The sequence below is a fragment of the Neopoerus faecalis genome (assembly GCF_029218125.1).
Classification (GTDB): Bacteria; Bacillota; Clostridia; order Oscillospirales; family Oscillospiraceae; genus Oscillibacter; species Oscillibacter faecalis_A.
Genome location: NZ_JARFXX010000004.1, coordinates 236,132 through 257,813 on the forward strand (window position 1 = coordinate 236,132; position 21,682 = coordinate 257,813).

The following is a 21,682-nucleotide window of genomic DNA, read 5'->3' on the forward strand; positions in this document are numbered from 1 at the left end:
ATATCCAATATTTCCCTGATAAGTCAATCCGAAAAAGGAGGGATGCTCCATGAGCACAACGGTCGGCAAGCCTGTGAGCCGTGTGGACGCCTATGATAAGGTAACGGGCCGCACGCAGTATTATGAGGACCGGATGCCCGCCGGGGCTTTGTATCTGCGGGTGAAGCACGCAGAGATCGCCCACGGCTTTGTGCGCGCCATTGACACCTCGGCGGCGGAGGCCATTGACGGGGTGGTCAAGGTGCTGACCTGCTTTGATGTGCCGGACCTTCCGTTTCCAACGGCAGGTCATCCGTGGTCCATGGACCCGGGACATCAGGATGTGGCGGACCGGCATCTGCTCAACCGCCATGTCCGCTATTACGGCGATGATATCGCCGCAGTCATTGCGGAAAACGAGGTGGCGGCCAATCAGGCGCTCCGGGCGCTGAAGGTGGAATATGAGGAGCTGCCCTTTGTGCTGGATGTGCAGAAGGCCATAGAGCCGGACGCGCCGCAGCTCCACGAGCGGTTTCCCGGCAATGTCCTCAAGCACACGGATATGCGGAAGGGCGATTACGCTGCCGCCATCCGGGAGCCGGGACTGCTTCGGGTGGAGGGCTGGTACGAGACCCCCACCGTGCAGCACTGCCATATTGAAAACCACGGCTGCTATGCCTATGAGGAAAACGGGAGAATTGTAGTAGTATCCTCCACGCAGATTCCCCACATCATCCGCCGCATTGTGGGGCAGGCGCTGGGCCGACCGTGGGCGGACATCCGTATCATCAAGCCCTATATCGGCGGGGGCTTTGGCAATAAGCAGGACGCGCTCTACGAGCCGCTGTGCGCGTGGTGCTCCACACAGGTGGGCGGGCGCTGCGTCCGTATGGACTGTGCCCGGGAGGAGACGTTTGTCAGCAACCGTGTCCGTCATGCTATCCGCTTCCACATTATCTCGTGGCTGCGGAAGGACGGACAGATGGTCGCCCGGAAGGTGGAGTGCTTTTCCAATCAGGGGGCCTACGCCTCTCACGGCCACTCCATCTGCGCTAAGGCCATGGGCTCCTTTGCTCAAATCTATCCCTGCGACAACATGGAATGCGATGCGTGGACGGTATTTACCAACCGTCCTGTGGCGGGGGCTATGCGGGGCTACGGAATGCCGCAGGCCACGTTTGCCGATGAGGCCAACATTGACGAATGCGCCGCCGCTGTGGGGATGGAGCCGCTGGAATATCGGCTGCGCTACATTATGCCAAAGGATTTCCGCGACGGCTTCTCCGGCAATATCAACTATTTCGATTCCTTCCGGGCCTGTCTTGAAAAGGGTCGGGCCACTATGGATTATGACCGCAAGCGGGCGGAATTTGCCAAGGACACCGGCCCCATCCGACGGGGCATCGGCGTGGCGCCGTTCTGGTACAATACCGGCGTGTACCCCATTTCGCTGGAAACGGCGTCTAACCGGATGCTGCTGAATTTGGACGGTACCGTGACCATGCACTGCGGCGAAACGGAGATCGGTCAGGGGGCTGACACCGCCTACGCGCAGATGACAGCAGAGGCGGTGGGACTGAAAAGCTACCGGGATGTCCATGTGGTGTCCTGTCAGGACACGGACATCACCCCCACAGGCCTTGGCGCCTACGCCAGCCGCCAGACCTATATGCAGGGCTTTGCCATCGCCCAGACCGCCGCACTGCTTCGGGAGCGCATTCTGGCCTACGCCGCTGAAATGCTGGATTGCGCGGCGGAGGAGCTGGATATTCGGGAGGGGAACATCGTCCGCAGAGACAGCGGCGCGGTGGAAATGGACCTTTCTCATCTGGCCATGACCGCCCAGTATAACCCAGTGTATTCCCAGCATATCACGGCGGAAAAAACCGCCACCATCCGCTCTAACGCCTATTCCTTCGGCTGCACCTTCGCGGAGGTGGAGGTGGATATCCCCATGTGCAGGGTAACGCTGAAACGCATTTTGAACGTCCATGACTGCGGCAGCCTTATCAACCCGGCTCTGGCGGAGGCACAGGTCCACGGCGGAATATCTATGGGAATCGGCTACGGCCTTTCTGAGCAGCTTTTGTTCGATGAAAAGACCGGCAGGCCCCTGAATAACAACCTGCTGGACTATAAGCTCTCAACATTCATGGACCACCCGAATTTGGAGGCGCTGTTTGTGGAGAATCCGGAGCCCACCTCGCCCTTCGGCACGAAGGCGCTGGGTGAGCCGCCGGCCTGTTCACCGGCACCGGCCATCCGCAGTGCCATTTTCAACGCCACCGGCGTGTCCATCGACACCACGCCCATGACGCCCCATGTGCTGTACAAGGCGTTCCGGGACGCGGGACTGATCGCAGAGGGGGGGAAGAACTGACCATGTACGATATGAAGGCGCTTTATCAGGCCGGCAGCGTGGAGGAAGCAGTGGCGCTCCGTTTAGAGCACCCGGAGGCCCAGATCATTGCCGGCGGCAGCGATGTGCTGGTGCAGATGCGGGAGGGCAAGCGGGCCGGCGCGGAGTTGATCTCCATTTACGGCATTGACACCCTCCGGGGCGTTTCCATGGAGCAGGACGGAACGCTGCGAATCGGTTCTCTTACCAGCTTTTCCCATATCACGAAGGATCCTTTGATTCAAAAATACATCAATGTCTTGGGGGAGGCTGTGGATCAGGTGGGCGGCCCTCAGATACGGAACATCGGCACCATCGGCGGCAACACCTGCAACGGCGTGACCTCCGCCGACTCCGCCTCCACGCTGTTCGCGTGGGACGCAATCATTGAGCTTACCGGTAAAAACGGCATCCGCCGCCTGCCGATTCAAGAGTTCTATATCAAAGCGGGTAAGGTGGACATTCGTGTGGAGGATGGCGAGCTTCAGACCGCTGTGCTGATTCCTAAGGAGAGCTACGAAAACTGCTTCGGCCATTACATCAAATACGCCATGCGGAACGCCTTGGACATCGCCACGCTGGGAACGTCTGTAAACGTGCGGCTTTCCGCCGATAAGCGGACGGTGGAACGGGCGCGGGTGGCCTTCGGCGTGGCGGGGCCGGTGCCCCTCCGGGCGGAGACCGCTGAGCGTTTGGCCACAGGACAGCCGGTGAGCTTTGAATTGGCGGAGGCATTTGCCCATGCGGTAACGGCGGACATCAATCCCCGGGATTCGTGGCGGGCCGCCAAGGATTTCCGGCTGCACATCGCCGTGGAGAGTGCCAAGCGCGCGTTCCTTAAAGCGGTGAGACTGGCGGGAGGTGAGATGTAATGGCACAGTACCAGCTGATTCATTTCAAGCTCAACGGCAAGGCCGTGGAAAAAATGGTAGACGTCCGGGCCAGCCTGACCGACCTGCTTCGCAATGACTTCCACATGACCAGCGTGAAAAAGGGCTGTGAGGTGGGGGAGTGCGGCGCCTGCAACGTCATCATTGACGGGGAGTGCTTCAACTCCTGCATTTATCTGGCAGTCTGGGCTGAGGGCAAGCACATCCGCACGCTGGAGAGCCTGTTGGGCCCCAACGGCGAGCTCAGTGATATCCAGCAGGCGTTTATTGACGAGACTGCGGTGCAGTGCGGCTTCTGTACCCCCGGCTTTATCATGACCGCCGTGGAAATTTTAGAGAGCGGAAAGCTCTATACGGATGAGGAGCTCCGCAAGCTGCTCTCAGGACACCTGTGCCGCTGCACCGGGTATGAAAATATTCTCCGAGCGGTGAAAAAGACCATGTACCGGCGGCTGGGGCTCCCTTACCCGGTGAAGGAGACTGAATGAACGAAAAAGGTTCGTCCCATTGGGACGGACTTTTTTCGTTTGACGCATTGGCGGAAACGTGGTAAAATAAACTCATAAAACGGTTACATCCATGTCCTTTGACAGAGATGCGAGTCCGCAAACGCAAAGAACAAGGAGGAAAATTTATGAAAACCATCATTACTATTGGGCGACAGTTCGGCAGTGGCGGCAAGGAAATCGGTATCCGCGTTTCCAAGGAGCTGGGTATTCCCTTCTACGATAAGGAGCTGCTGCAGGAGGCGGCGAAAAAGAGCGGCCTGTGCCAGAAGATATTTGAAAATTTTGATGAAAAGCCCAAGAGCCTGCTGTATGCCATCGCCATGGACGCGTACCCCCTTGGCTTTTCCGGCAATATGGGCGAGTCTCTGGAGCAGCAGGTGCATCTCGCCATCTTTAAGACCATCCGCCAGATCGCGGAGAAGGGGCCCTGCGTCATCATTGGCCGGTGCGCCGATTATGCGCTGGCAGAGGACCCCAATCGGCTGAGCCTGTTTATCAGCGCGCCCATGGAGGACCGTATCGCTCGGGTAGCGAAGCGGCAGAAGGTAACGCCGGAGGAGGCCAAAACGCTGATTCAAAAGACGGATAAGCGCCGCGCGGCCTACTGCGAATACTATGCCTCTAAGAAGTGGGGCGCAGTGGACGCCTATGATTTCTGCCTCAACAGCAGCGCACTGGGCCTCGGCGGCACGGTGGAGCTGATTCAAACCATAGTGGCCCACAAGGAGCACCCTATTCCCAGCCCCACGGAGCAGGACCCCACCCAGCAGAACTGAGAACTTTTCTAAAAAGCGGCCCATTGGGGCCGCTTTTTTTGCGCGGAAGCGGCAATATCTTCGATGGAGCAGGAGAAAAATTCCATGTGGAAGCTGCTGTCCCAAAAGTTTCCTTGACATTTCACTTCAAAGTAGTATAATTTCAAATTGTTCAAAATTAAACTATTTAAGGAGGCGTTCCATTGCCTACGGCAGTTGATATTTATACGGCGGTCCGACGGTTTGAAACGGCCTATGCGTCAGCCATGCGCCCATTGGCAGAGCAGTTATCTATGGCCCAGCCCGCTGTAGACATTCTGCTGTTTCTGGCCAACAACCCCGGCCGGGACACAGCCCGGGACATCTGCACCTACCGCAAACTGAAGCCGGCCATCGTGTCCTTTCATGTGGACAAGCTGGCGCGGGAGGGGTATCTTCTGCGGCAGGCAGTGCCGGGAGACCGGCGGAAATGCCGACTGGTGCCGACGGAGAAGGCCGCGCTGGTCATCGCGCAGGGACGGGCACTTCAGGAGCGCTTTTCACGGCAGCTTGTCCGGGGATTGACTGCGGAGGACGCGGCCTACTTTGAAAGGTGTCTGACCGTCATCGGGGACAACATGACCGCTATGGCCGAGGACCGGCGAAAGAATGAAGGAGTGTAAGCGGATGAATCAGGATAAGACTTTTTTAGGAACGGAGCCCATCGGAAAGCTCCTGCGGCAGTTGGCGGTGCCGACAGTCATCGCCCAGTTGGTGAATATGCTCTATAATATTGTGGACCGCATTTATATCGGCCATATTCCGGGAAACGGTGATCTGGCCCTGACGGGTGTGGGCGTCTGCCTGCCGCTGATACTCATCGTGTCCGCCTTTGCGGCGCTGGTGGCCTCCGGCGGCGCGCCCCGGGCGTCTATCTATATGGGAAAGCAGGACCATGCTACGGCGGAGAAAATCTTGGGCGGCTGCTTTGCCCTCCAACTCATCGTCTCCGCTGTGCTGACAGCGGTGCTGCTGCTTTGGAACCGGCCGCTGCTGCTGACCTTCGGCGCCAGTGAGAATACCATTGATTATGCCGCTGCCTATATGAGCGTCTACGCCATCGGCACCGTGTTCGTGCAGTTGACGCTGGGCATGAACGCCTTCATCACGGCACAGGGCTTTGCCCAGATCGGGATGCGGACCGTGCTTATCGGCGCGGTGGCCAATATCGTGCTGGACCCGCTGTTTATTTTCGCGCTGAATATGGGCGTTCGGGGCGCGGCTCTGGCAACCATTATTTCCCAGTGCCTTTCCTGTGTTTGGGTGCTGCGGTTCCTCACCGGCCCTAAGACCATGCTGCGGCTGAAAAAGGAGAATATCCGCATAGCGCCCGCGCTGGTGCTGCCCTGTGTGGCCCTTGGCTCCGCTACGTTCATCATGCAGGCCAGCGAGAGCGTGATCTCCATGTGCTTCAATTCCTCGCTGCTGAAATACGGCGGCGATATTGCCGTGGGCGCCATGACGATTCTCTCCAGCGTTATGCAGTTCGCCATGCTGCCCCTGCAGGGTATCGGGCAGGGAGCACAGCCCATTATCAGCTATAATTACGGTGCCCGGAACACCGAGCGTGTCCGCCGGACCTTCTGGCTGCTGCTGAGGGTCAGCCTGTGCTACTCCGTACTGCTGTGGGCGATTATTCAGCTGTTCCCCGGGGTATTTGCCCGGATGTTTACCCCCAAGGCGGAGTTGATCGACTTTACCGTGACCGCGCTTCGTATCTACTGCGGCGCGCTGTTCCTGTTCGGCATCCAAATCGCCTGCCAGATGGCCTTTGTGTCCATCGGTGCCGCCGGTTGCTCCATTATTGTGGCGGTGCTGCGGAAATTCGTGCTGCTGCTGCCGCTGATCTACCTGCTGCCCCGGCTGCTGGCGAATCAGACCATGGCAGTCTACACGGCGGAGCCGGTGGCGGACGCCATCGCGGTGACCTGTACGGCGATCCTGTTCTCAGTCCAGTTCCGCAAGGCGCTGCGGAAGCTGGAGGAGCCTGCACCGTAATAGAAAATGACTGCCGAAGCACGCTTTTGTTCGGCGAAGCGTTTTGCGGCAAGCTGATGACCGGCCCCGGAAGCTCCGGGGCCGGTCATTTTTATAGAGAATCAAACAGCGCGTGAAAACGTTCCTGACTGTAGGCATTGACCTCCGTCTCCAGCGTCCGGTAGGCGGTCAGCAGCCGCTCCGCCTCCGGCGTCAGGGACGCGCCGCCGCCGTGGCGGCCGCCGGTGCTGGAGGATAGCAGCTTGCACCCCATGCCCTCCTCCGCCGCGCGGACGATGCGCCACGCCTTTGAGTAGGCCATTTCCATGGACGCGGCGGCAGAGCGCAGGGAGTGGTGCTCCCGGACCCGCTCTAAAAGCTCGGCCACGCCGGGGCCGAAGATGCGCTCTTCGTTTGTCAGCAGTCTGAGGGTCAGCTTCAGTTCCATGATATTCTCTCCCGTGTCCGAAAAATCGGTTCTGCCTTTATCATACCATGCGTTTTTGTGTTTGCAAACAGTAAAAAACGTGCTATACTATCGGCAGTTCAAAATGATACAAAGGAGACTGCCATGCTGCTGCTGAAAAACGAGACTGCCAGCTTGAGGCTGGATATTGTAAACTATGAATTTTCCGAAGTGGAATACGGAATGGACGAATATGACCGCAACTGGCTGTTGCTGCGCTGCACTTGGACGGAGGACGGAGAAATTCACAAGGACTCCAATGACTGTCTGCTGGCACAGGAGCTGACGGAGCTTGCCGCCGGACTGAAGGTGCTTGCGGCGGGCATTAAGGACCGTTATGACAGCGACTTCATTGCAAGCGGTATGACCTTTTCTGCGTGGGCGGAGGAGGATGGCTTTGGCGCGATGATGACGTTCTATCTGCCGAACACCATGGATGGTGACGATACGGCCGAGGTGGTGAGCCATTTGACCGCGCAGGAGCTGAAGGAGTTTATCGCAGAGCTTGATAAGGACTGTGCCAAATTCCCGGAGCGGAAATAAGTGTAAGAAAAAAGCGGCCCGTATGGGCCGCTTTTTTGCTGCTTGATTTGACTTCTTCAGGAAACCGCAGCCTCCGCCGGGTGCGTATCCCCGGTGTGATGGACACGGCGCATGGTTCTGCGATAGGCAAAGTGGAACGCGATCATGTGCGCGATGGAGGTGATGACCCAAGAGATGGGATAGACGATGTAGACCATTTCGATGGTGTGGTAAGCGGGAATTTGGAACACGGTTCCCAGCCAGACCAGACGGAACAGGCAGGCGCCCACCAGCGTGACCAGCATGGGGGCGATATTGTAGCCGATGCCCCGTATGGAGCCCACCTGAACATCCATCAGGGCATCCAGCCCGTAGAACAGCATCAGATAGTGCATCCGCACCATACCGGCTTGAATCACGGCCTCACTGGGGGAGTAGATACCCAGAAGCTGATGCCCGAACAAAATGGCGAGGAAGCCCAAAAGGAACGTGCTGATGGTGCCGGTAGCCACGGCGATGTGCCGAATCCGCAGAATGCGGCGATAATTCCCGGCGCCGAAGTTCTGGCTGGTAAAGGCTGTGTTGGCCTGATAGAAGGCGTTGACATTGGCGTAGACAAAGTTCTCAATGCTGCTGGCGGCGGAGCTGGCGGCCACCAGCGTTGTATCGTCAAAGGAGTTGATGGAGGACTGCACCGTCACGTTGGCAAGGGAAAACAAAATGCCCTGAATACCGGCGGGGATACCTACCTGCATGATCTGCTTGAGCTTCATGGGATAGATTTTCAATTGCCGCAGATCAAGGCGCAGCGGTCCGGTTTCCTTCATCAAACAGCGAATGACCAGCGCGGCGGAAATGCACTGGGAAATCACCGTTGCCAGCGCCACACCGGCTACATCCATCTGGAACTTGATGACGAACACCAGATTTAAGACCACGTTGACGATACCGGCGGCAAACAGGAAGTACAGCGGTCGCTGGGTATCGCCACCAGCCCGCAGCAGCGCGGCGCCGAAGTTATAGAGCATGGTGGCGGTCTGACCGGCAAAGTAAATGCGAAGGTAGGTAGTGGCAAGGCCCAGCACATCGTCCGGACACTGCATCCACTCCAAAATCGTCCGGGCACCCAGAATGCCTACCACCGTCAGCAGCAGGCCGCTGTAAATGGACAGCAGAATGGAGGTGTGGACGGTTTTGCTCAGCTCCTCGTCCTCGTGGGCACCGTAGTGCCTTGCGGCCAGAATGTTGGCGCCAATGGAAAGGCCGAGGAACAGATTTGTCAAAAGATTGATCAGAGCCGTGTTGGAGCCCACTGCCGCCAGTGAGTTGTCACCGGCGTAGCGACCCACCACCACCACATCCGCCGCGTTGAACAAGAGCTGCAGCATGGTGGAAAGCGTCAGCGGTACGGCAAAGCGCAGCAGCTTGGGAAAAATCGCGCCGTTGAGCATATCGATCTCGTATGATTTTGTAGAGCTACGTGCCATGAAAGTCCTCCTGAAAACAAGAAAACGTAAAATTTTTGTAAAATTACCTGAAAGCAGTATTCCTATCATAACACCGCGAAATTGGAAAAACCACCTCTTTTTCAAAAATTCCCTATCATATTTTGCTGAAAATCCGCCGTATTTTTTGGCGAAAAACAACAGAAAACGGCGGCGATGACGGAAAGTTTTCCGAACGTTTACAGATTTACGATTGCGGTCTGGGCAGAATACTGCTATGATTACCATTTACATAGAGAGGTGGAGGAAGCTATGGAACAGAACGCAAGGGAGAAGCGGAGCCGATGGCTGCGGGATTTGCTGTGCGGGGCGCTGATTGGGGCCGGGGCGATTTTGCCCGGCGTTTCCGGCGGTGTGCTGGCAGTGGTATTTGATGTGTACCGCCCGGTGATGGAAACGCTGACGCACCCCGTCCGGGGACTGCGGAAATACTGGCCGATTTTTCTGCCGCTGGGGATCGGCAGCATGGTCGGCTTTTTGGGACTTGCCAAGGCCATCGCAGCGGCGTATGCCCTATCGGCCGCCGCAACGGTGTGGCTGTTTATCGGCCTGATCGCGGGGACGTTCCCGGCTCTGTGGCGGGAAGCGGGGAAGGAGGGCCACAGTCCCGCCGCGTGGGTGAGCTGCGCTGTCTGTGCGCTGGCGGTGTTCATGACCCTATTTTATATTCGGCACATCCTCCATGTGACGGTGACGCCGAATTTCTGGTGGTATAATTTCTGCGGCGCCCTATGGGGGGCGGGCATCGCGATTCCGGGCTTTACGAGTTCGTCCATCATGATGTCGCTGGGGCTGTATGAGCCCATCATGCGGGGGCTTGCGGATATGCGGTTTCTTGTGCTTTCCGCGTGTCTTCCGGGACTGCTGCTGACCATGGCGCTGCTGGCCCGGGGCGTGACATGGCTGTTCCGGTGGCACTACGCTGTGGCTTTCCACGGAATCTTGGGCATTGTGGCAGCCTCCACGCTGGTCATCGTGCCGATCCAATACAGCGGCTTAGGGGAAGTACTGGTCTCGGCGGCGTGCTGCGGCGTTGGCTTTGCGCTGGCGTTTTTCTTGGAGCGGTTGGACCGCGCTTTGCCGCGATAAAGTAAAAAATAATATGAAAATACGGAAAAGGTCAATGAAACGCAGGATTTATTGACCTTTTCCACTTTTTATACCCTCTGAAAATCTTGCGGAAAAATATCTTGACAAAAGGGGAAGGAGTCAGTACAATATACTTCGGTTCTTTTAATTAAATTTTTTTAAATAAAAACATTTAATTATAAGGGCGGAGATTTTTGAACATATAAGGAGACCCATCATGGAATTTGAAAAAGTGCGTGATATTATCGTGGAGACTCTGGGCTGCGATGAGGAGGCTGTGACCCCCACCGCTTCTCTTGCCGATGATCTGGGCGCCGATTCTCTGGCTGCCGTGGAACTGGTGATGGCTCTGGAGGAGGCCGCCGGTCTGTCCATTGCCGAGGAGGACGCCGCCAAGCTCAAGACCGTGGGCGATATCATGGCCTATCTGGCCGCGCATAAGAACTGATGCGCCTGCCGCCGGGGTATCCCCGGCGGCCTGGTTTCAAAGGAAAGGATATTCCATGACCAATCAGGAATTGAAAGAATTACTGTCCTGCTTTGAGAGCAGCTCCCTTGGAAAAATGAAGCTGTCCACGCAGGAATTTACCATTGAGCTGGAGCGGCCCTGTGCCGCGGCACCCGCTGTCCCGGTTCCCGCATCTGCTGCCGCGGCGGTTCCTACGCAGCCGCAGGCACCGGCGGGGGAAACTGTCACCGCGCCTATGGTGGGGACGTTTTACACCGCGCCCTCTCCGGACCAGCCGCCGTTTGTCAAGGTGGGGGATCGGGTGAAAAAGGGTGATACCCTGTGCCTGATAGAGGCCATGAAAATGATGAGTGAGCTTCCCGCCCCCTGTGACTGCGAGATCACGGCGGTACTAAAGGAAAACGGCGCGCTGGTCTCCTTCGGCGAGGCGTTGTTCGGGTATCAGCCATGCTGAAGCGGGTACTGATTGCCAACCGGGGGGAAATTGCCCTCCGGGTGCTGCGGGCCTGCCGGGAGCTGGGAATCGAAACTGTGGCGGCCTATTCACAGGCGGACGCCGAGGCGCTGCCTGTGCAGTTGGCAACACAGTCCGTATGTATTGGCCCCGCCCGGGCGGCGGACAGCTATCTCAATGAAAACGCATTGCTCTCCGCCGCACTGGCCACCGGCTGCGACAGTCTGCATCCCGGCTACGGTTTTTTGTCCGAAAACGCCGACTTTGCCGACGTCTGCCGGGAAAACGGCATCACGTTCATTGGTCCCTCCGGGGATTCCATTCGGAGGGCCGGTTCCAAATCCGCCGCGCGGGAGCTGATGCGCGTTGCCGGTGTCCCGGTAACGCCCGGCTCCGATGGCCCGGTGAACTCCGTAGAGGACGCTCTGGCCGCTGCGGAGCGGGTGGGCTATCCTGTGCTGCTGAAGGCCAGCGCAGGCGGCGGCGGACGGGGTATCCGCCGCTGTGACAGCGCCGACACTCTGCCGGACGCCTATGCCGCCGCGCGGGCGGAGGCAAAGGCTTGCTTCGGCAATGATGAAATGTATCTTGAAAAGCTGGTGCTGGAGCCCCGGCATATTGAATTTCAGATTTTGGCGGACCGGCAGGGCCATGTCATCCATCTGGGCGACCGGGACTGCTCCATCCAGCGCCGCAACCAGAAGCTCATCGAGGAGGCCCCGGCCCGGTGCCTGACACCGGCACTGCGCGCAAAGATGGGCGATGCCGCCGTGCGGGCGGCACAGGCCGTACATTATGAAGGGGCCGGGACCGTGGAATTTCTGCTGGATGCCGATGGGACGCATTTTTATTTCATGGAGATGAACACCCGCATTCAGGTGGAGCACGGCATTACGGAGCTTGTTACCGGCGTGGATTTGGTACGCCAGCAGCTCCGCATTGCCTCCGGCCTGCCGCTGGATATGGGGCAGGAGGATGTGACGCTTACCGGTCACGCCATTGAGTGCCGCATCAATGCCGAGGACCCGGCGGCGGATTTCCGTCCCTGTCCCGGAAGGGTGGAGTTTCTCCACTTCCCCGGCGGCCCCGGCGTCCGGGTGGATTCCGCATTGTATAACGGCTGTACGCTGCTGCCCTACTACGATTCCTTGGCGGCCAAGGTCATGGTCCACGCTCCGACCCGGCTGGAGGCCATCCGCAGGATGCGCCGCTGTCTGGAGGAGTTCGCGCTGGAGGGCTTTCCCACCAATGCGGAGCTTTCCTATGAGGTGCTGTTCCACCCGGCCTTTGTCCGAGGAAGCTGTACCACTGCATTTTTGGACCGGAGCCTGCCGGAGCTGCTGGACTTCAGCCGCCGGGTGGACGGACACCGAGGAGTGTAAATGGAAACGATTTTTGCAAAGCGCCGGGCAAGGCTGCTGGCCATGAAGGCCATGCGGGAAAATTATGTCCCCGGCGAAAGACTGTGCACCTGTCCGCAGTGCGGCGGGGAAAGTGAGCGTCGCGCTGTAGCGGCGGCACTGTCCGTCTGCCCTCTGTGCGGCTATCACTTCCCCATGGGGGCGTATTACCGCCTCAGCAGTGTACTGGATTCCGGCTCCTTCCGGGAGCTGAACGAGAAGCTGATGTCAAATGACCCGCTGCATTTTCCCGGCTACGGTGCCAAGCTGGACGCTGCCCGCCGGAAAACCGGCATGAACGAAGCCGCTGTTACGGCGGTGGGAACTATCGGCGGCAGCCGCTGTGTGGTGGGCGTGCTGGACAGCCGCTTCCTCATGGGCAGCATGAGCGCCGCCGTGGGGGAAAAGCTGACCCTTGCCATTGAACACGCCATAAAAAATAAGTTGCCGCTGATTTTGTTCGCGGCCAGCGGTGGAGCCCGGATGCAGGAGGGGATTTTATCCCTGATGCAGATGGCGAAAACCAGCGCGGCTCTGGCCCGGTTCGCGGAAAAGGGACTGCTGTATATCTCCGTTCTGACGGACCCCACCACCGGCGGTGTCACCGCCAGCTTTGCTTCGCTGGGGGACATCATTCTGGCGGAGCCGGGGGCGCTCATCGGCTTTGCCGGGCCCCGGGTCATTCAGCAGACCATCGGCGAAACGCTGCCGCAGGGCTTTCAACGGGCGGAATTTCAGATGGAGCACGGTTTTGTGGATGTCGTGGTGCCCCGGAGCCAAATGCGGGATACGCTGGCTCGACTGCTGAAGCTCCACGGGAAGGGAGACCGTCATGGCTGAGAGAACTGCCGCGGAGCGGGTGGCGCTGGCCCGCCATCCCCAGCGGCCCAATATCACGGATTACATCGATGGCCTTTTTACTGACTTTTTTGAGCAGCGGGGCGACCGGGCCTGTCGGGAGGACGCCGCAATTTTAGGCGGCATCGCCCTGTTCCATGAGCGGCCCGTTACCGTCATCGGCACCCGGAAGGGCAAAACGCTGGAGGAAAACCTCCGGTGCAACTTCGGGATGCCGGGGCCGGAGGGCTACCGCAAGGCGCTGCGGCTCATGAAGCAGGCGGAAAAATTTCACCGCCCCATTTTTACGTTTATTGATACCTCCGGGGCCTATCCCGGCCTTGAGGCTGAGGAACGCGGTCAGGGCGAGGCCATTGCACGAAACCTCTTTGAGATGAGCCGCCTCACTGTGCCGGTCATTGCCGTGGTCACCGGAGAGGGCAACAGCGGCGGCGCGCTGGCGCTGGCCGTGGCGAACCGGGTGCTGATGCTGGAAAACGCCGTATACGCTATATTGTCCCCGGAGGGCTTTGCCTCAATTTTGTGGAAGGATGCCCACCGCGCCGGTGAAGCGGCGGAGCTGATGCGGCTCACCGCACCGGAGCTGAAAAAGCTGGGAATCATCGATGGAATCATCCGCGAGCCGGAGGGCGGCGCGCAGACAAACCATGGGGAAATGCTGCGGAGTATGGACCGGGTGCTGCTGCGGGAACTGACACCGCTGCTGAAGGAGAGCGGAACGGCTCTGGCGGAGCAGCGCTGCCGGAAATTTCGCGCTATGGGCCGGGGGAAGGAGAACGTATGAACGGAATCAAGCTCCGTGGGCTGGGCCGCTGTGTCCCGGCCCAAAGCGTCACCAACGACGATCTTTCCCGGCTAGTGGATACCAATGACGAGTGGATCACCGCCCGCACCGGCATCCGCAGCCGCTACCGCTGTGAAAAAGAGACCCTCACGGAGCTGTGCGTCAGCGCTGCGCGGGACGCCCTGCACATGGCCGGGATCACCCCGGCGGACATCGGCGTGTGCATCGTGGCCACCGTCTCGGCGGATACCGTGGTGCCCTCTGCCGCCTGTCTGCTGCAACGGGCGCTGGGTCTGCCGGAGGATACCCCCTGTTTCGACCTGAACGCCGCCTGCACCGGCTTTGTCTACGCCCTCCACACTATGGAGTGTCTGCTGAACGCCTCCCCCCGGAAATTCGGTCTGGTGGTGGGGGCGGAGGCCCTCAGTAAAGTGGTAGACTGGACGGACCGGGGCACCTGCATCCTCTTTGGGGACGGCGCGGCCGCCGCCGTGGTGGAGTGTCGGGAGGGCTGGCCCTCCATCGGTGCCGTTCTGGGCAGCCGGGGGGATGACGTTCTCCTGCGTCTGCCGGGCCTTGGCCGGGGGGAGCCCAACGTCCTCTCCATGGAGGGGACGCAGGTGTTCAAATTCGCCGTGGAGACCGTTCCCGCCTGCATGGACGCCACGCTGAAAAAGGCTGGACTGACCCCGGCGGACATCGACTTCTTCGTGTTCCATCAGGCCAATGCCCGCATCATTGATCTGGCGGTGCGGAAGTACCGCATCCCGCCGGAGAAATACTATAAAAATATCGACCATTACGGAAACACGGCCGCTGCCAGCGTGCCGCTGGTGCTCAGCGAGCTGTATGAGCAGGGGCGCATCGGCCCCGGCAGCCGTTTGCTGACGGTCGCCTTCGGCGGCGGCCTCACATGGGGCGGCGCGGTCCTTGAGCTGGCGTGAGCCGATTCTTCCGATAAGGAGCCTTTCTATGATCAAACTAAGCGAGCTGCTGGGAACGGAGTTCCCCATTATTCAGGGCGGTATGGCGAATATTGCCACCGGCGAATTTGCCGCCGCCTGCTCCAATGCCGGCGCACTGGGCGTCATCGCCACCGGCGGAATGCTGGAAGCAGGGCTGCTTCGAGAACAAATTCATATCTGCAAGCGCCTGACGGACAAGCCCTTCGGCGTGAACCTGATGCTGATGAACCCCTGCGCGGATGAAATGGCACAGATCATTGTGGAGGAGGGCGTCCGGGTGGTGACCACCGGTGCGGGCAGTCCCGGCAAGTATATCCCCATGTGGAAGGAAGCCGGTATCAAGGTGCTCCCGGTGGTGGCGGCCGCGGTTCTGGCCCGGCGTCTGGTCAGTCAGGGGGCGGACGCCATCATTGCTGAGGGGACGGAGTCCGGCGGTCATGTGGGCGAGATGACCACTATAGCGCTGGTGCCGCAGGTCATTGACGCGGTGGACGTCCCGGTGATCGCCGCCGGCGGCATTGCCGACGGACGTCAGGCTGCGGCGGCGCTGGCGCTGGGGGCCTGCGGCATTCAGGTGGGAACGTGTCTTCTGGCAAGCCGGGAATGCCCGATTCATGAAAATTATAAGCAGGCCATCCTGAAAGCGAAGGACAGCGACACCACCGTGACCGGCCGCTCCATCGGCGGACCTGTCCGGGTGCTGAAAAACAAAATGGCCCGGGAGTATCTGGCGCTGGAAAAGCATGGGGCCACGCTGGAGGAGCTGGAGCGCGTAACGCTGGGCGGTCTGCGCCGCGCGGTGTTCGAGGGAGATACGGAGCACGGCAGCGTTATGGCGGGACAGGTAGCCGGTATGCTCCATGAGATCAAGCCCGTGCGACAGATTTTTGAGGAGCTGTACAATGGGAGCCGCGCCGTGCTGCATTCTACGGAGGAAGCATGGCGGTAACGATTGGGGACAAAACGCTGCCGCTGCCGATTCTTCAGGGCGGCATGGGCGTTGGCGTCAGTCTGGACGGACTGGCCGGAACGGTTGCCGCCTGCGGCGGCATGGGGACGATCTCCACCGCCATGTGCGGCTTTGCCGAGCCGGATTTTGAAACAAATCCCTTTGAAGCCAATCTCCGGGCGCTGGCGCGTCAGGTGCGCCGCGCAAAGGAAATGGCCAACGGCGCGGGATTAGTAGCCGTCAACGCCATGGTGGCCACCACGCAGTATGCCGACAGCGTTCGTACCGCCCTTCGGGCGGGGGCGGATGCCATCGTCTGCGGCGCGGGTCTGCCTCGGGACCTGCCCGCGTTGGCGGCGGAGGTGTCGGAGAGTCGCGCCGCGCTGGCACCCATCGTCAGCAGCGGCCGGGCGGCGGGTCTCATCTGTAAGCTGTGGGACCGGCATTATGGCCGTATTCCGGATTTCCTGATTTTAGAGGGTCCTGGCGCCGGAGGGCATTTGGGCTTTTCGCGGCAGGAGTTGGAAAAGCCGCCCACGCTTTCCGTGCTTTTGCCGGAGGTGCTGGAGGCCCTTGCGCCCTTTCGGGACAGAGCCGGGCGGGACATCCCGGTCTTTGTGGCCGGCGGCGTGAAAAACGGCGCCGAAATGGCCGCATATATGCGTCAGGGTGCCGCCGGGGCGCAGTTTGCCACCCGCTTTATCGTAACGAAGGAGTGCGATGCCAGCCGTGCGTATAAGGAGCGGCTGATTGCAGCCGAGGCCAGTGATATCACCCTTGTGAAAAGTCCTGTTGGAATGCCCGGACGGGCGCTCTGCAGTCCGCTTATTCGCCGGGTGGAGACCGGGACACAGCCGCCGCCGGAGCGGTGTATGCGGTGCATCACCACCTGTGACGGGAAAAACGCGCCCTACTGTATTTCCAAGGCGCTGATTGCCGCACGGAACGGCGACTGGGAAAACGGTCTGTTTTTCTGCGGCGAAAACGCCGGTGAGATCAAAACACTGTCCACAGTCCCCGCCGAAATGGCCCGGATCGTGGAGGAATGGAGAAGCGCACAATGAAATTGGGCTTTTTATATGCCGGACAGGGCAGCCAGCACCCCGGAATGGGGGCCGATCTATATGAGACCTGTCCGGCGTTCCGAAGCGTATTGGACCGGGCGGCAGAGCAGGTGGATTTCGATTTGAAGGAGGTCTCCTTCACCGATGCGAAGGGCGTTCTGAATCAGACCCGCTATACCCAGCCCTGCATGGTGGCCTTCGCCGCAGGCATGACCGCGCTGCTGGCGGAGCGGGGCATCGTCCCCGCCGCTGCCGCCGGGCTCTCTCTGGGCGAGTATTCCGCCCTCCACGCCGCCGGGGTCTTTGACGCCGACACCGCCGTGGAGCTGGTGGCCTTCCGCGGCAAAGCCATGGAGGAAGCCGCAGCCGGACGGCCCTCTGCCATGGTAGCGGTGCTGGGGCTGGACCGGGCGGCCTTGCAGGAGGCCTGTGACGAGGCCTCCGCCCACGGCTGCGTGGTCATCGCAAACTACAACTGCCCCGGCCAGCTGGTCCTCGGCGGCGAAAAGGCCGCCGTGGAGACCGCGGCGGCTCTGGCAAAGGAAAAAGGCGCCCGCCGCTGCCTGCCGCTGAAGGTCAGCGGCCCCTTCCACACCCCCCTCATGGCCCCCGCCGGGGACGCGCTGGCGGAACGGTTCCGCACCGTGGAGTTCCGGGAGCCGCAGATCCCCGTGATCTTCAACTGTCTGGGCGCGGAGCGTCCCGATGGCGCTGCCATCCCGGAGCTGCTGGTGCGGCAGGTGCAGAGCAGCGTCTACATGGAGGATTCCCTCCGCCGCATGGCCGCCATGGGGCTGGACGCGCTGGTGGAGATCGGCCCGGGCAAGGCCCTCAGCGGCTTTGTGAAGAAAACCGTCCCGGAGCTGCCGGTGTACGCCGTGGAGACCGCGGCGGAACTGGAACAGCTGACGGAAACTCTGAAAGGAACATCGCTATGAATTTTTCTGAGAAGACAGCGGTCGTCACCGGCGGCAGCCGGGGACTGGGCCGGGCAATCTGTCTGGAACTGGCCCGGGGCGGAGCCAATGTGGTGCTCTGCTACGCGGGCAACGAAGTGGCGGCCAATGAGACCGTTGCCGCCTGCGAGTCCCTTGGAGCCAAGGCCGTGGCCATCCGGTGCGACGTGTCGAAAGAGGACGAGGTGAAGGCCCTGATGGACGCCGCCCTCAAAACCTTTGGCCGCATCGACATTCTGGTGAACAACGCAGGCATCACAAGGGACGGCCTGCTCATGATGATGAAGCCGGAGGATTTCGACGCCGTCATCGCCGCCAATCTCAAGGGCGCGTTCCTCTGCATGAAGGCTGTGGCCCGCCAGATGGTAAGGCAGCGCTATGGCCGCATTGTCAATCTCTCCAGCGTGGTAGGACTGCGGGGCAACGCCGGTCAGGTGAACTACGCCGCCAGCAAGGCGGGCGTCATCGGCATGACGAAATCCCTCGCAAAAGAGCTGGCGGGACGGAACATCACCGTTAACGCCGTGGCCCCCGGCTTTATCGACACGGATATGACCGCCGCTCTGACGGAGACCGCGAAAAACGCCGCCCTCGGCTCCATTCCCATGGGCCGCATGGGAACGCCGGAAAACGTGGCCAAGGCCGTGGCCTTTTTAGCCGACGAGGACGCGGGCTACATCACCGGGCAGGTCCTTGCCGTTGACGGCGGCATGAGTATGTAAGGAGGAACGCGACATGGAACGACGCAGAGTTGTCATCACCGGTCTGGGGGCCGTGACCCCCATCGGCCTGACGGCGGGGGAAAGCTGGCAGTCCGTGAAAAACGGCGTGTGCGGCATCGGCCCCATCACCCATTACGATCCCTCCGCGCAAAAGGTAAAGCTGGCGGCAGAGGTGAAGGGCTTTGACCCGGAGGCTTTGCTGGGCCGTCAGGAGTCCAAGCGCATGGGCCGCTTCACCCAGTTCGCCGTGGCGGCGGCACGGGAGGCCCTGTCCGACGCCGGGTTCTCCGTGGAGCAAGCGGACCCCGACCGCTGCGGCGTGATCCTCTCCAGCGGTATCGGCGGGCAAGCCATTACAGAGGCGGAGCACAGCCGGGGATTGGAAAAGGGCTTTGACCGGGTGTCACCATTCTATGTTCCCACCGCCATCTGCAATATGGCGGCGGGACAGGTAGCCATTGATTCGGGCTTCCGGGGAATGTGCTCCTGTCCGGTGACGGCCTGCGCCGGCGGCACCAACGCCGTAGGCGATGCGTTCCACTATATCCGTGACGGCTACGCGGACGGAATGCTCTGCGGCGGCACGGAGGCGGCCATTACGCCGCTGGCCATCGGCGGCTTTACCTCTATGAAGGCCCTGACCCAGACGGAGGACCCCAAACGGGCCTCTATCCCCTTTGACGCGGAGCGCAGCGGCTTCGTCATGGGCGAGGGCGCAGGCGTGCTGCTCCTAGAGGAGCTGGACCACGCCAAGGCCCGCGGGGCCAAGATCTACGCTGAGGTGATCGGTTACGGCGCCACCTGCGACGCTCACCACATCACCGCCCCCCTTGCGGACGGCAGCGGCGGCGCCAAGGCCATGGCCATGGCGCTGACCGACGGCGGCGTTTCTCCGGAGCAGGTGGGCTACATCAACGCCCACGGCACCTCTACCCACCTCAACGATGCCGGGGAGACCGCCGCAGTGAAAACCGTGTTCGGTCCCCACGCCTATCAGCTGGCTATGAGCTCCACCAAGTCCATGACCGGACATATGCTGGGAGCCGCCGGCGCCGTGGAAGCCATCTTCACCGCCCTGAGCCTGCGGGACGGCTTCCTCCCCGCCACCATCCACTATCAGACCCCGGACCCGGACTGCGATCTGGATGTGGTGCCCAACGAGGGCCGTCCGGCGGACATCCGGTACGCCCTGAGCAACTCTCTTGGCTTCGGCGGACACAACGGCAGTCTGCTGCTGAAGAAATGGGAGGACTGACATGGGCTTGCAGTTAAATTCCAATGAGATCGCCGAGATCCTGCCCCACCGCTACCCCTTCGCGCTGGTGGACCGCATCACCGACGGGGAATCCGGCGTGTGGGCCAAGGGCATCAAGTGCGTCAGCGTGGGCGAGCCGTTTTTTTGCGGCCACTTCCCCCAAAAGCACGTCATGCCCGGTGTCCTGATTTTAGAGGCCATGGCGCAGGTGGGGGCAGTGGCTATTTTGTCCCTGCCGGAAAACCGGGGGAAGATCGCCCTGTTCGGCGGTGTGAAAAACGCCCGGTTCAAGCGGCAGGTCATCCCCGGAGATGTTCTGGAGCTGGAATGTACCCTCACGAAGCGCCGGGGGCCGGTGGGCATCGGCGCCTGCACCGCCACCGTGAACGGTGAGACCGCCTGCACGGCGGAGCTGATCTTCGCCATCCAGTGACGCTCTTGCCTTTTCCTGCCGGAATGGGTATACTGAAACCAAGGTTGAATTCCGCAGGAGGGGGACACATCATGCTGAATCAAGCATTTAATGAAGTGTATACAAAGTTCAAGCTGCATTTTTATCAGGAGATTTTCCGTCGCTTTCAGGACCGGGAGGCCAGTCTCACTACCGTGGAGACCTTCTGTATGGAAAGCATCATGGCGCTGGGGCGGCCCTCGGTAAACGAGTTTGCCACCTTTATGCGAATTTCACCGCCCAATGCCGCCTATAAGGTCAACAGCCTCGTGAAAAAAGGCTATATCCGCAAGATACAGTCCCCGGAGGACCGCCGGGAATATCATCTGGAGGTCACGCAGAAGTATATTGACTACTACAACATTTCCTCGTCCTATATGGCGGAGGTCATGGACCGCATTGTGCACCGCTTTCCGGCGGAGGACTGTGCCAAGCTGGAGGAGATACTGACTGTGGTGAGCCGGGAGCTGATGCCGGAGGTCCCGCTGCCGGACCGATTGGCAGAGCAGGAAAAATAAAGAACCGCCCATGACCGGGATTTCCGGCCATGGACGGTTTTTTGTTTGAAAATCAGGATTTTTGCTCGACCAGCGGGCGGAAGTAATCGTCCAGCACAGCGAGGCAGTCCTCCCGCAGTACGCCGGAAGTGACTTTCGGCTGCCAGCCGGAGTGCTCAAATACAATGTGGGAGCAGTCGCAGCCCTCCTCATCGAAAATATGCTCCAAATCACGGTTGCTGGCGCCGTAGACCAGCCGCCCCAGCTTGACCCAGACCATGGCACCGCTGCACATAAAGCAAGGCTCACAGCTGGAATACAGCGTGTAGTCCCGCAGGTCCGTGATTCCAGTGGCGCCGCAGAATTCCCGGATAAGTCCGGCCTCGCCGTGGAAGGTGGGGTCATGCCGGGTGTGGACTTGATTTTCGTTGGTAAAAACAATTTCGCCATCCTTTACCAGTACGGCGCCGAAGGGCTCGTTGCCGTGCTCCGCGGCCGCCTTGGATAAGGCAATGGCCTTCCGCATAAAAAGCTCGTCATCCATTGTGTGTGCCTCCCTGAATGTATTGCCTCTATTGTAGCAAACCGTACAGAAGAAAGCAAGCGGCGGGGTGTGGGTTTATGCTTCTCTTGGGTATGCCCTGAGTGAAAAGGGGCTTTTCCTGTCGGAAAATATGTGGTACACTCAGCATAGAAGCCGCCATAAGGCGGAAAAGAACGGAGGAAAAG

Annotated in this window: 24 protein-coding genes; 21 read left to right on the forward strand and 3 right to left on the reverse strand. The window is 60.1% G+C overall.

Translation table 11 applies throughout. From position 1 onward, the window contains the following. The first annotated feature begins 49 nt into the window (after positions 1-49). From xdhA to PY311_RS06995, 6 genes are all read left to right on the forward strand, one after another. Entirely contained in the window at positions 50-2,359 is a 2,310-nt protein-coding gene (xdhA, locus tag PY311_RS06970) for a xanthine dehydrogenase subunit XdhA (RefSeq protein ID WP_286147936.1), read from the forward strand. Between the two features lie 2 nt (positions 2,360-2,361). Then, complete coding sequence (xdhB, locus tag PY311_RS06975; protein WP_286147937.1) at positions 2,362-3,249, forward strand: xanthine dehydrogenase subunit XdhB; 888 nt, start codon at positions 2,362-2,364, stop codon at positions 3,247-3,249. Continuing rightward, on the forward strand, positions 3,249-3,755 hold the full coding sequence (gene xdhC / locus PY311_RS06980) for a xanthine dehydrogenase subunit XdhC (protein WP_286147938.1): 507 nt from the start codon (positions 3,249-3,251) through the stop codon (positions 3,753-3,755). The genes xdhB and xdhC overlap by 1 nt, the downstream gene beginning before the upstream one ends. A 146-nt stretch (positions 3,756-3,901) precedes the next feature. Beyond that, a complete protein-coding gene (locus tag PY311_RS06985) occupies positions 3,902-4,552 on the forward strand; it encodes a cytidylate kinase-like family protein (RefSeq protein WP_286147939.1) in 651 nt (216 codons plus the stop codon). A 182-nt stretch (positions 4,553-4,734) separates the two neighbouring features. Continuing rightward, positions 4,735-5,193 (forward strand): MarR family winged helix-turn-helix transcriptional regulator, encoded by a 459-nt coding sequence (locus tag PY311_RS06990; protein ID WP_286147940.1) that lies wholly within the window; start codon positions 4,735-4,737, stop codon positions 5,191-5,193. A gap of 4 nt (positions 5,194-5,197) precedes the next feature. Next, positions 5,198-6,568: an MATE family efflux transporter gene (locus PY311_RS06995; protein ID WP_286147942.1), complete on the forward strand. Its 1,371-nt coding sequence runs from the start codon at positions 5,198-5,200 to the stop codon at positions 6,566-6,568. Positions 6,569-6,659: 91 nt separating this feature from the next. On the opposite strand, the gene PY311_RS07000 is transcribed toward PY311_RS06995, so the two are convergent. Continuing rightward, positions 6,660-6,995, reverse strand: coding sequence for a winged helix-turn-helix domain-containing protein (locus tag PY311_RS07000; protein WP_286147944.1), 336 nt, complete (start codon positions 6,993-6,995; stop codon positions 6,660-6,662). Between the two features lie 123 nt (positions 6,996-7,118). Between PY311_RS07000 and PY311_RS07005 the strand changes: the two genes are divergently transcribed. Continuing rightward, the gene (locus PY311_RS07005; RefSeq protein ID WP_286147945.1) at positions 7,119-7,556 is read left to right on the forward strand and encodes a WapI family immunity protein; all 438 of its coding nucleotides are present in this window, start codon (positions 7,119-7,121) and stop codon (positions 7,554-7,556) included. Between the two features lie 56 nt (positions 7,557-7,612). On the opposite strand, the gene PY311_RS07010 is transcribed toward PY311_RS07005, so the two are convergent. Then, positions 7,613-9,022 (reverse strand): MATE family efflux transporter, encoded by a 1,410-nt coding sequence (locus tag PY311_RS07010; RefSeq protein WP_286147946.1) that lies wholly within the window; start codon positions 9,020-9,022, stop codon positions 7,613-7,615. Positions 9,023-9,292: 270 nt separating this feature from the next. Between PY311_RS07010 and PY311_RS07015 the strand changes: the two genes are divergently transcribed. The 14 genes from PY311_RS07015 (at position 9,293) to PY311_RS07080 (ending at position 20,974) form a co-directional block, all read left to right on the forward strand. Beyond that, positions 9,293-10,129, forward strand: coding sequence for a DUF368 domain-containing protein (locus PY311_RS07015; RefSeq protein ID WP_286147947.1), 837 nt, complete (start codon positions 9,293-9,295; stop codon positions 10,127-10,129). 217 nt (positions 10,130-10,346) lie between these two features. Next, positions 10,347-10,577 carry an acyl carrier protein gene (acpP, locus tag PY311_RS07020; protein WP_286147949.1) on the forward strand — a complete coding sequence of 77 codons (231 nt, stop codon included), beginning with the start codon at positions 10,347-10,349 and terminating at the stop codon, positions 10,575-10,577. A gap of 55 nt (positions 10,578-10,632) precedes the next feature. Then, entirely contained in the window at positions 10,633-11,052 is a 420-nt protein-coding gene (gene accB / locus PY311_RS07025; RefSeq protein WP_286147950.1) for an acetyl-CoA carboxylase biotin carboxyl carrier protein, read from the forward strand. After that, positions 11,046-12,434: an acetyl-CoA carboxylase biotin carboxylase subunit gene (gene accC, locus PY311_RS07030; protein WP_286147951.1), complete on the forward strand. Its 1,389-nt coding sequence runs from the start codon at positions 11,046-11,048 to the stop codon at positions 12,432-12,434. The genes accB and accC overlap by 7 nt, the downstream gene beginning before the upstream one ends. After that, positions 12,435-13,292 carry an acetyl-CoA carboxylase, carboxyltransferase subunit beta gene (gene accD / locus PY311_RS07035; RefSeq protein ID WP_286147953.1) on the forward strand — a complete coding sequence of 286 codons (858 nt, stop codon included), beginning with the start codon at positions 12,435-12,437 and terminating at the stop codon, positions 13,290-13,292. It begins immediately after the preceding gene. Next, a complete protein-coding gene (locus tag PY311_RS07040; RefSeq protein ID WP_286147954.1) occupies positions 13,285-14,094 on the forward strand; it encodes an acetyl-CoA carboxylase carboxyltransferase subunit alpha in 810 nt (269 codons plus the stop codon). The genes accD and PY311_RS07040 overlap by 8 nt, the downstream gene beginning before the upstream one ends. Further along, positions 14,091-15,038, forward strand: a complete 948-nt coding sequence (locus tag PY311_RS07045; protein WP_286147955.1) for a beta-ketoacyl-ACP synthase III — start codon at positions 14,091-14,093, stop codon at positions 15,036-15,038. Before PY311_RS07040 ends, PY311_RS07045 begins: the two co-directional genes overlap by 4 nt. 28 nt (positions 15,039-15,066) lie before the next feature. Then, positions 15,067-16,008 carry a nitronate monooxygenase gene (locus PY311_RS07050; protein WP_286147956.1) on the forward strand — a complete coding sequence of 314 codons (942 nt, stop codon included), beginning with the start codon at positions 15,067-15,069 and terminating at the stop codon, positions 16,006-16,008. Further along, positions 15,999-17,072: an NAD(P)H-dependent flavin oxidoreductase gene (locus PY311_RS07055; protein WP_286147957.1), complete on the forward strand. Its 1,074-nt coding sequence runs from the start codon at positions 15,999-16,001 to the stop codon at positions 17,070-17,072. Before PY311_RS07050 ends, PY311_RS07055 begins: the two co-directional genes overlap by 10 nt. Further along, positions 17,069-18,010: an ACP S-malonyltransferase gene (gene fabD, locus PY311_RS07060; protein WP_286147958.1), complete on the forward strand. Its 942-nt coding sequence runs from the start codon at positions 17,069-17,071 to the stop codon at positions 18,008-18,010. Before PY311_RS07055 ends, fabD begins: the two co-directional genes overlap by 4 nt. After that, on the forward strand, positions 18,007-18,750 hold the full coding sequence (fabG, locus tag PY311_RS07065) for a 3-oxoacyl-[acyl-carrier-protein] reductase (RefSeq protein WP_286147960.1): 744 nt from the start codon (positions 18,007-18,009) through the stop codon (positions 18,748-18,750). The genes fabD and fabG overlap by 4 nt, the downstream gene beginning before the upstream one ends. 13 nt (positions 18,751-18,763) lie before the next feature. After that, entirely contained in the window at positions 18,764-20,005 is a 1,242-nt protein-coding gene (fabF, locus tag PY311_RS07070; RefSeq protein WP_286147961.1) for a beta-ketoacyl-ACP synthase II, read from the forward strand. A 1-nt stretch (position 20,006) separates the two neighbouring features. Continuing rightward, positions 20,007-20,438 carry a 3-hydroxyacyl-ACP dehydratase FabZ gene (gene fabZ, locus PY311_RS07075; protein WP_286147962.1) on the forward strand — a complete coding sequence of 144 codons (432 nt, stop codon included), beginning with the start codon at positions 20,007-20,009 and terminating at the stop codon, positions 20,436-20,438. Positions 20,439-20,509: 71 nt separating this feature from the next. Next, positions 20,510-20,974, forward strand: coding sequence for a MarR family winged helix-turn-helix transcriptional regulator (locus PY311_RS07080; protein ID WP_286147963.1), 465 nt, complete (start codon positions 20,510-20,512; stop codon positions 20,972-20,974). 52 nt (positions 20,975-21,026) lie between these two features. Here PY311_RS07080 and PY311_RS07085 read toward each other — a convergent pair whose 3' ends face one another. Continuing rightward, positions 21,027-21,497 (reverse strand): nucleoside deaminase, encoded by a 471-nt coding sequence (locus tag PY311_RS07085; protein WP_286147964.1) that lies wholly within the window; start codon positions 21,495-21,497, stop codon positions 21,027-21,029. Between the last annotated feature and the right edge of the window lie 185 nt (positions 21,498-21,682).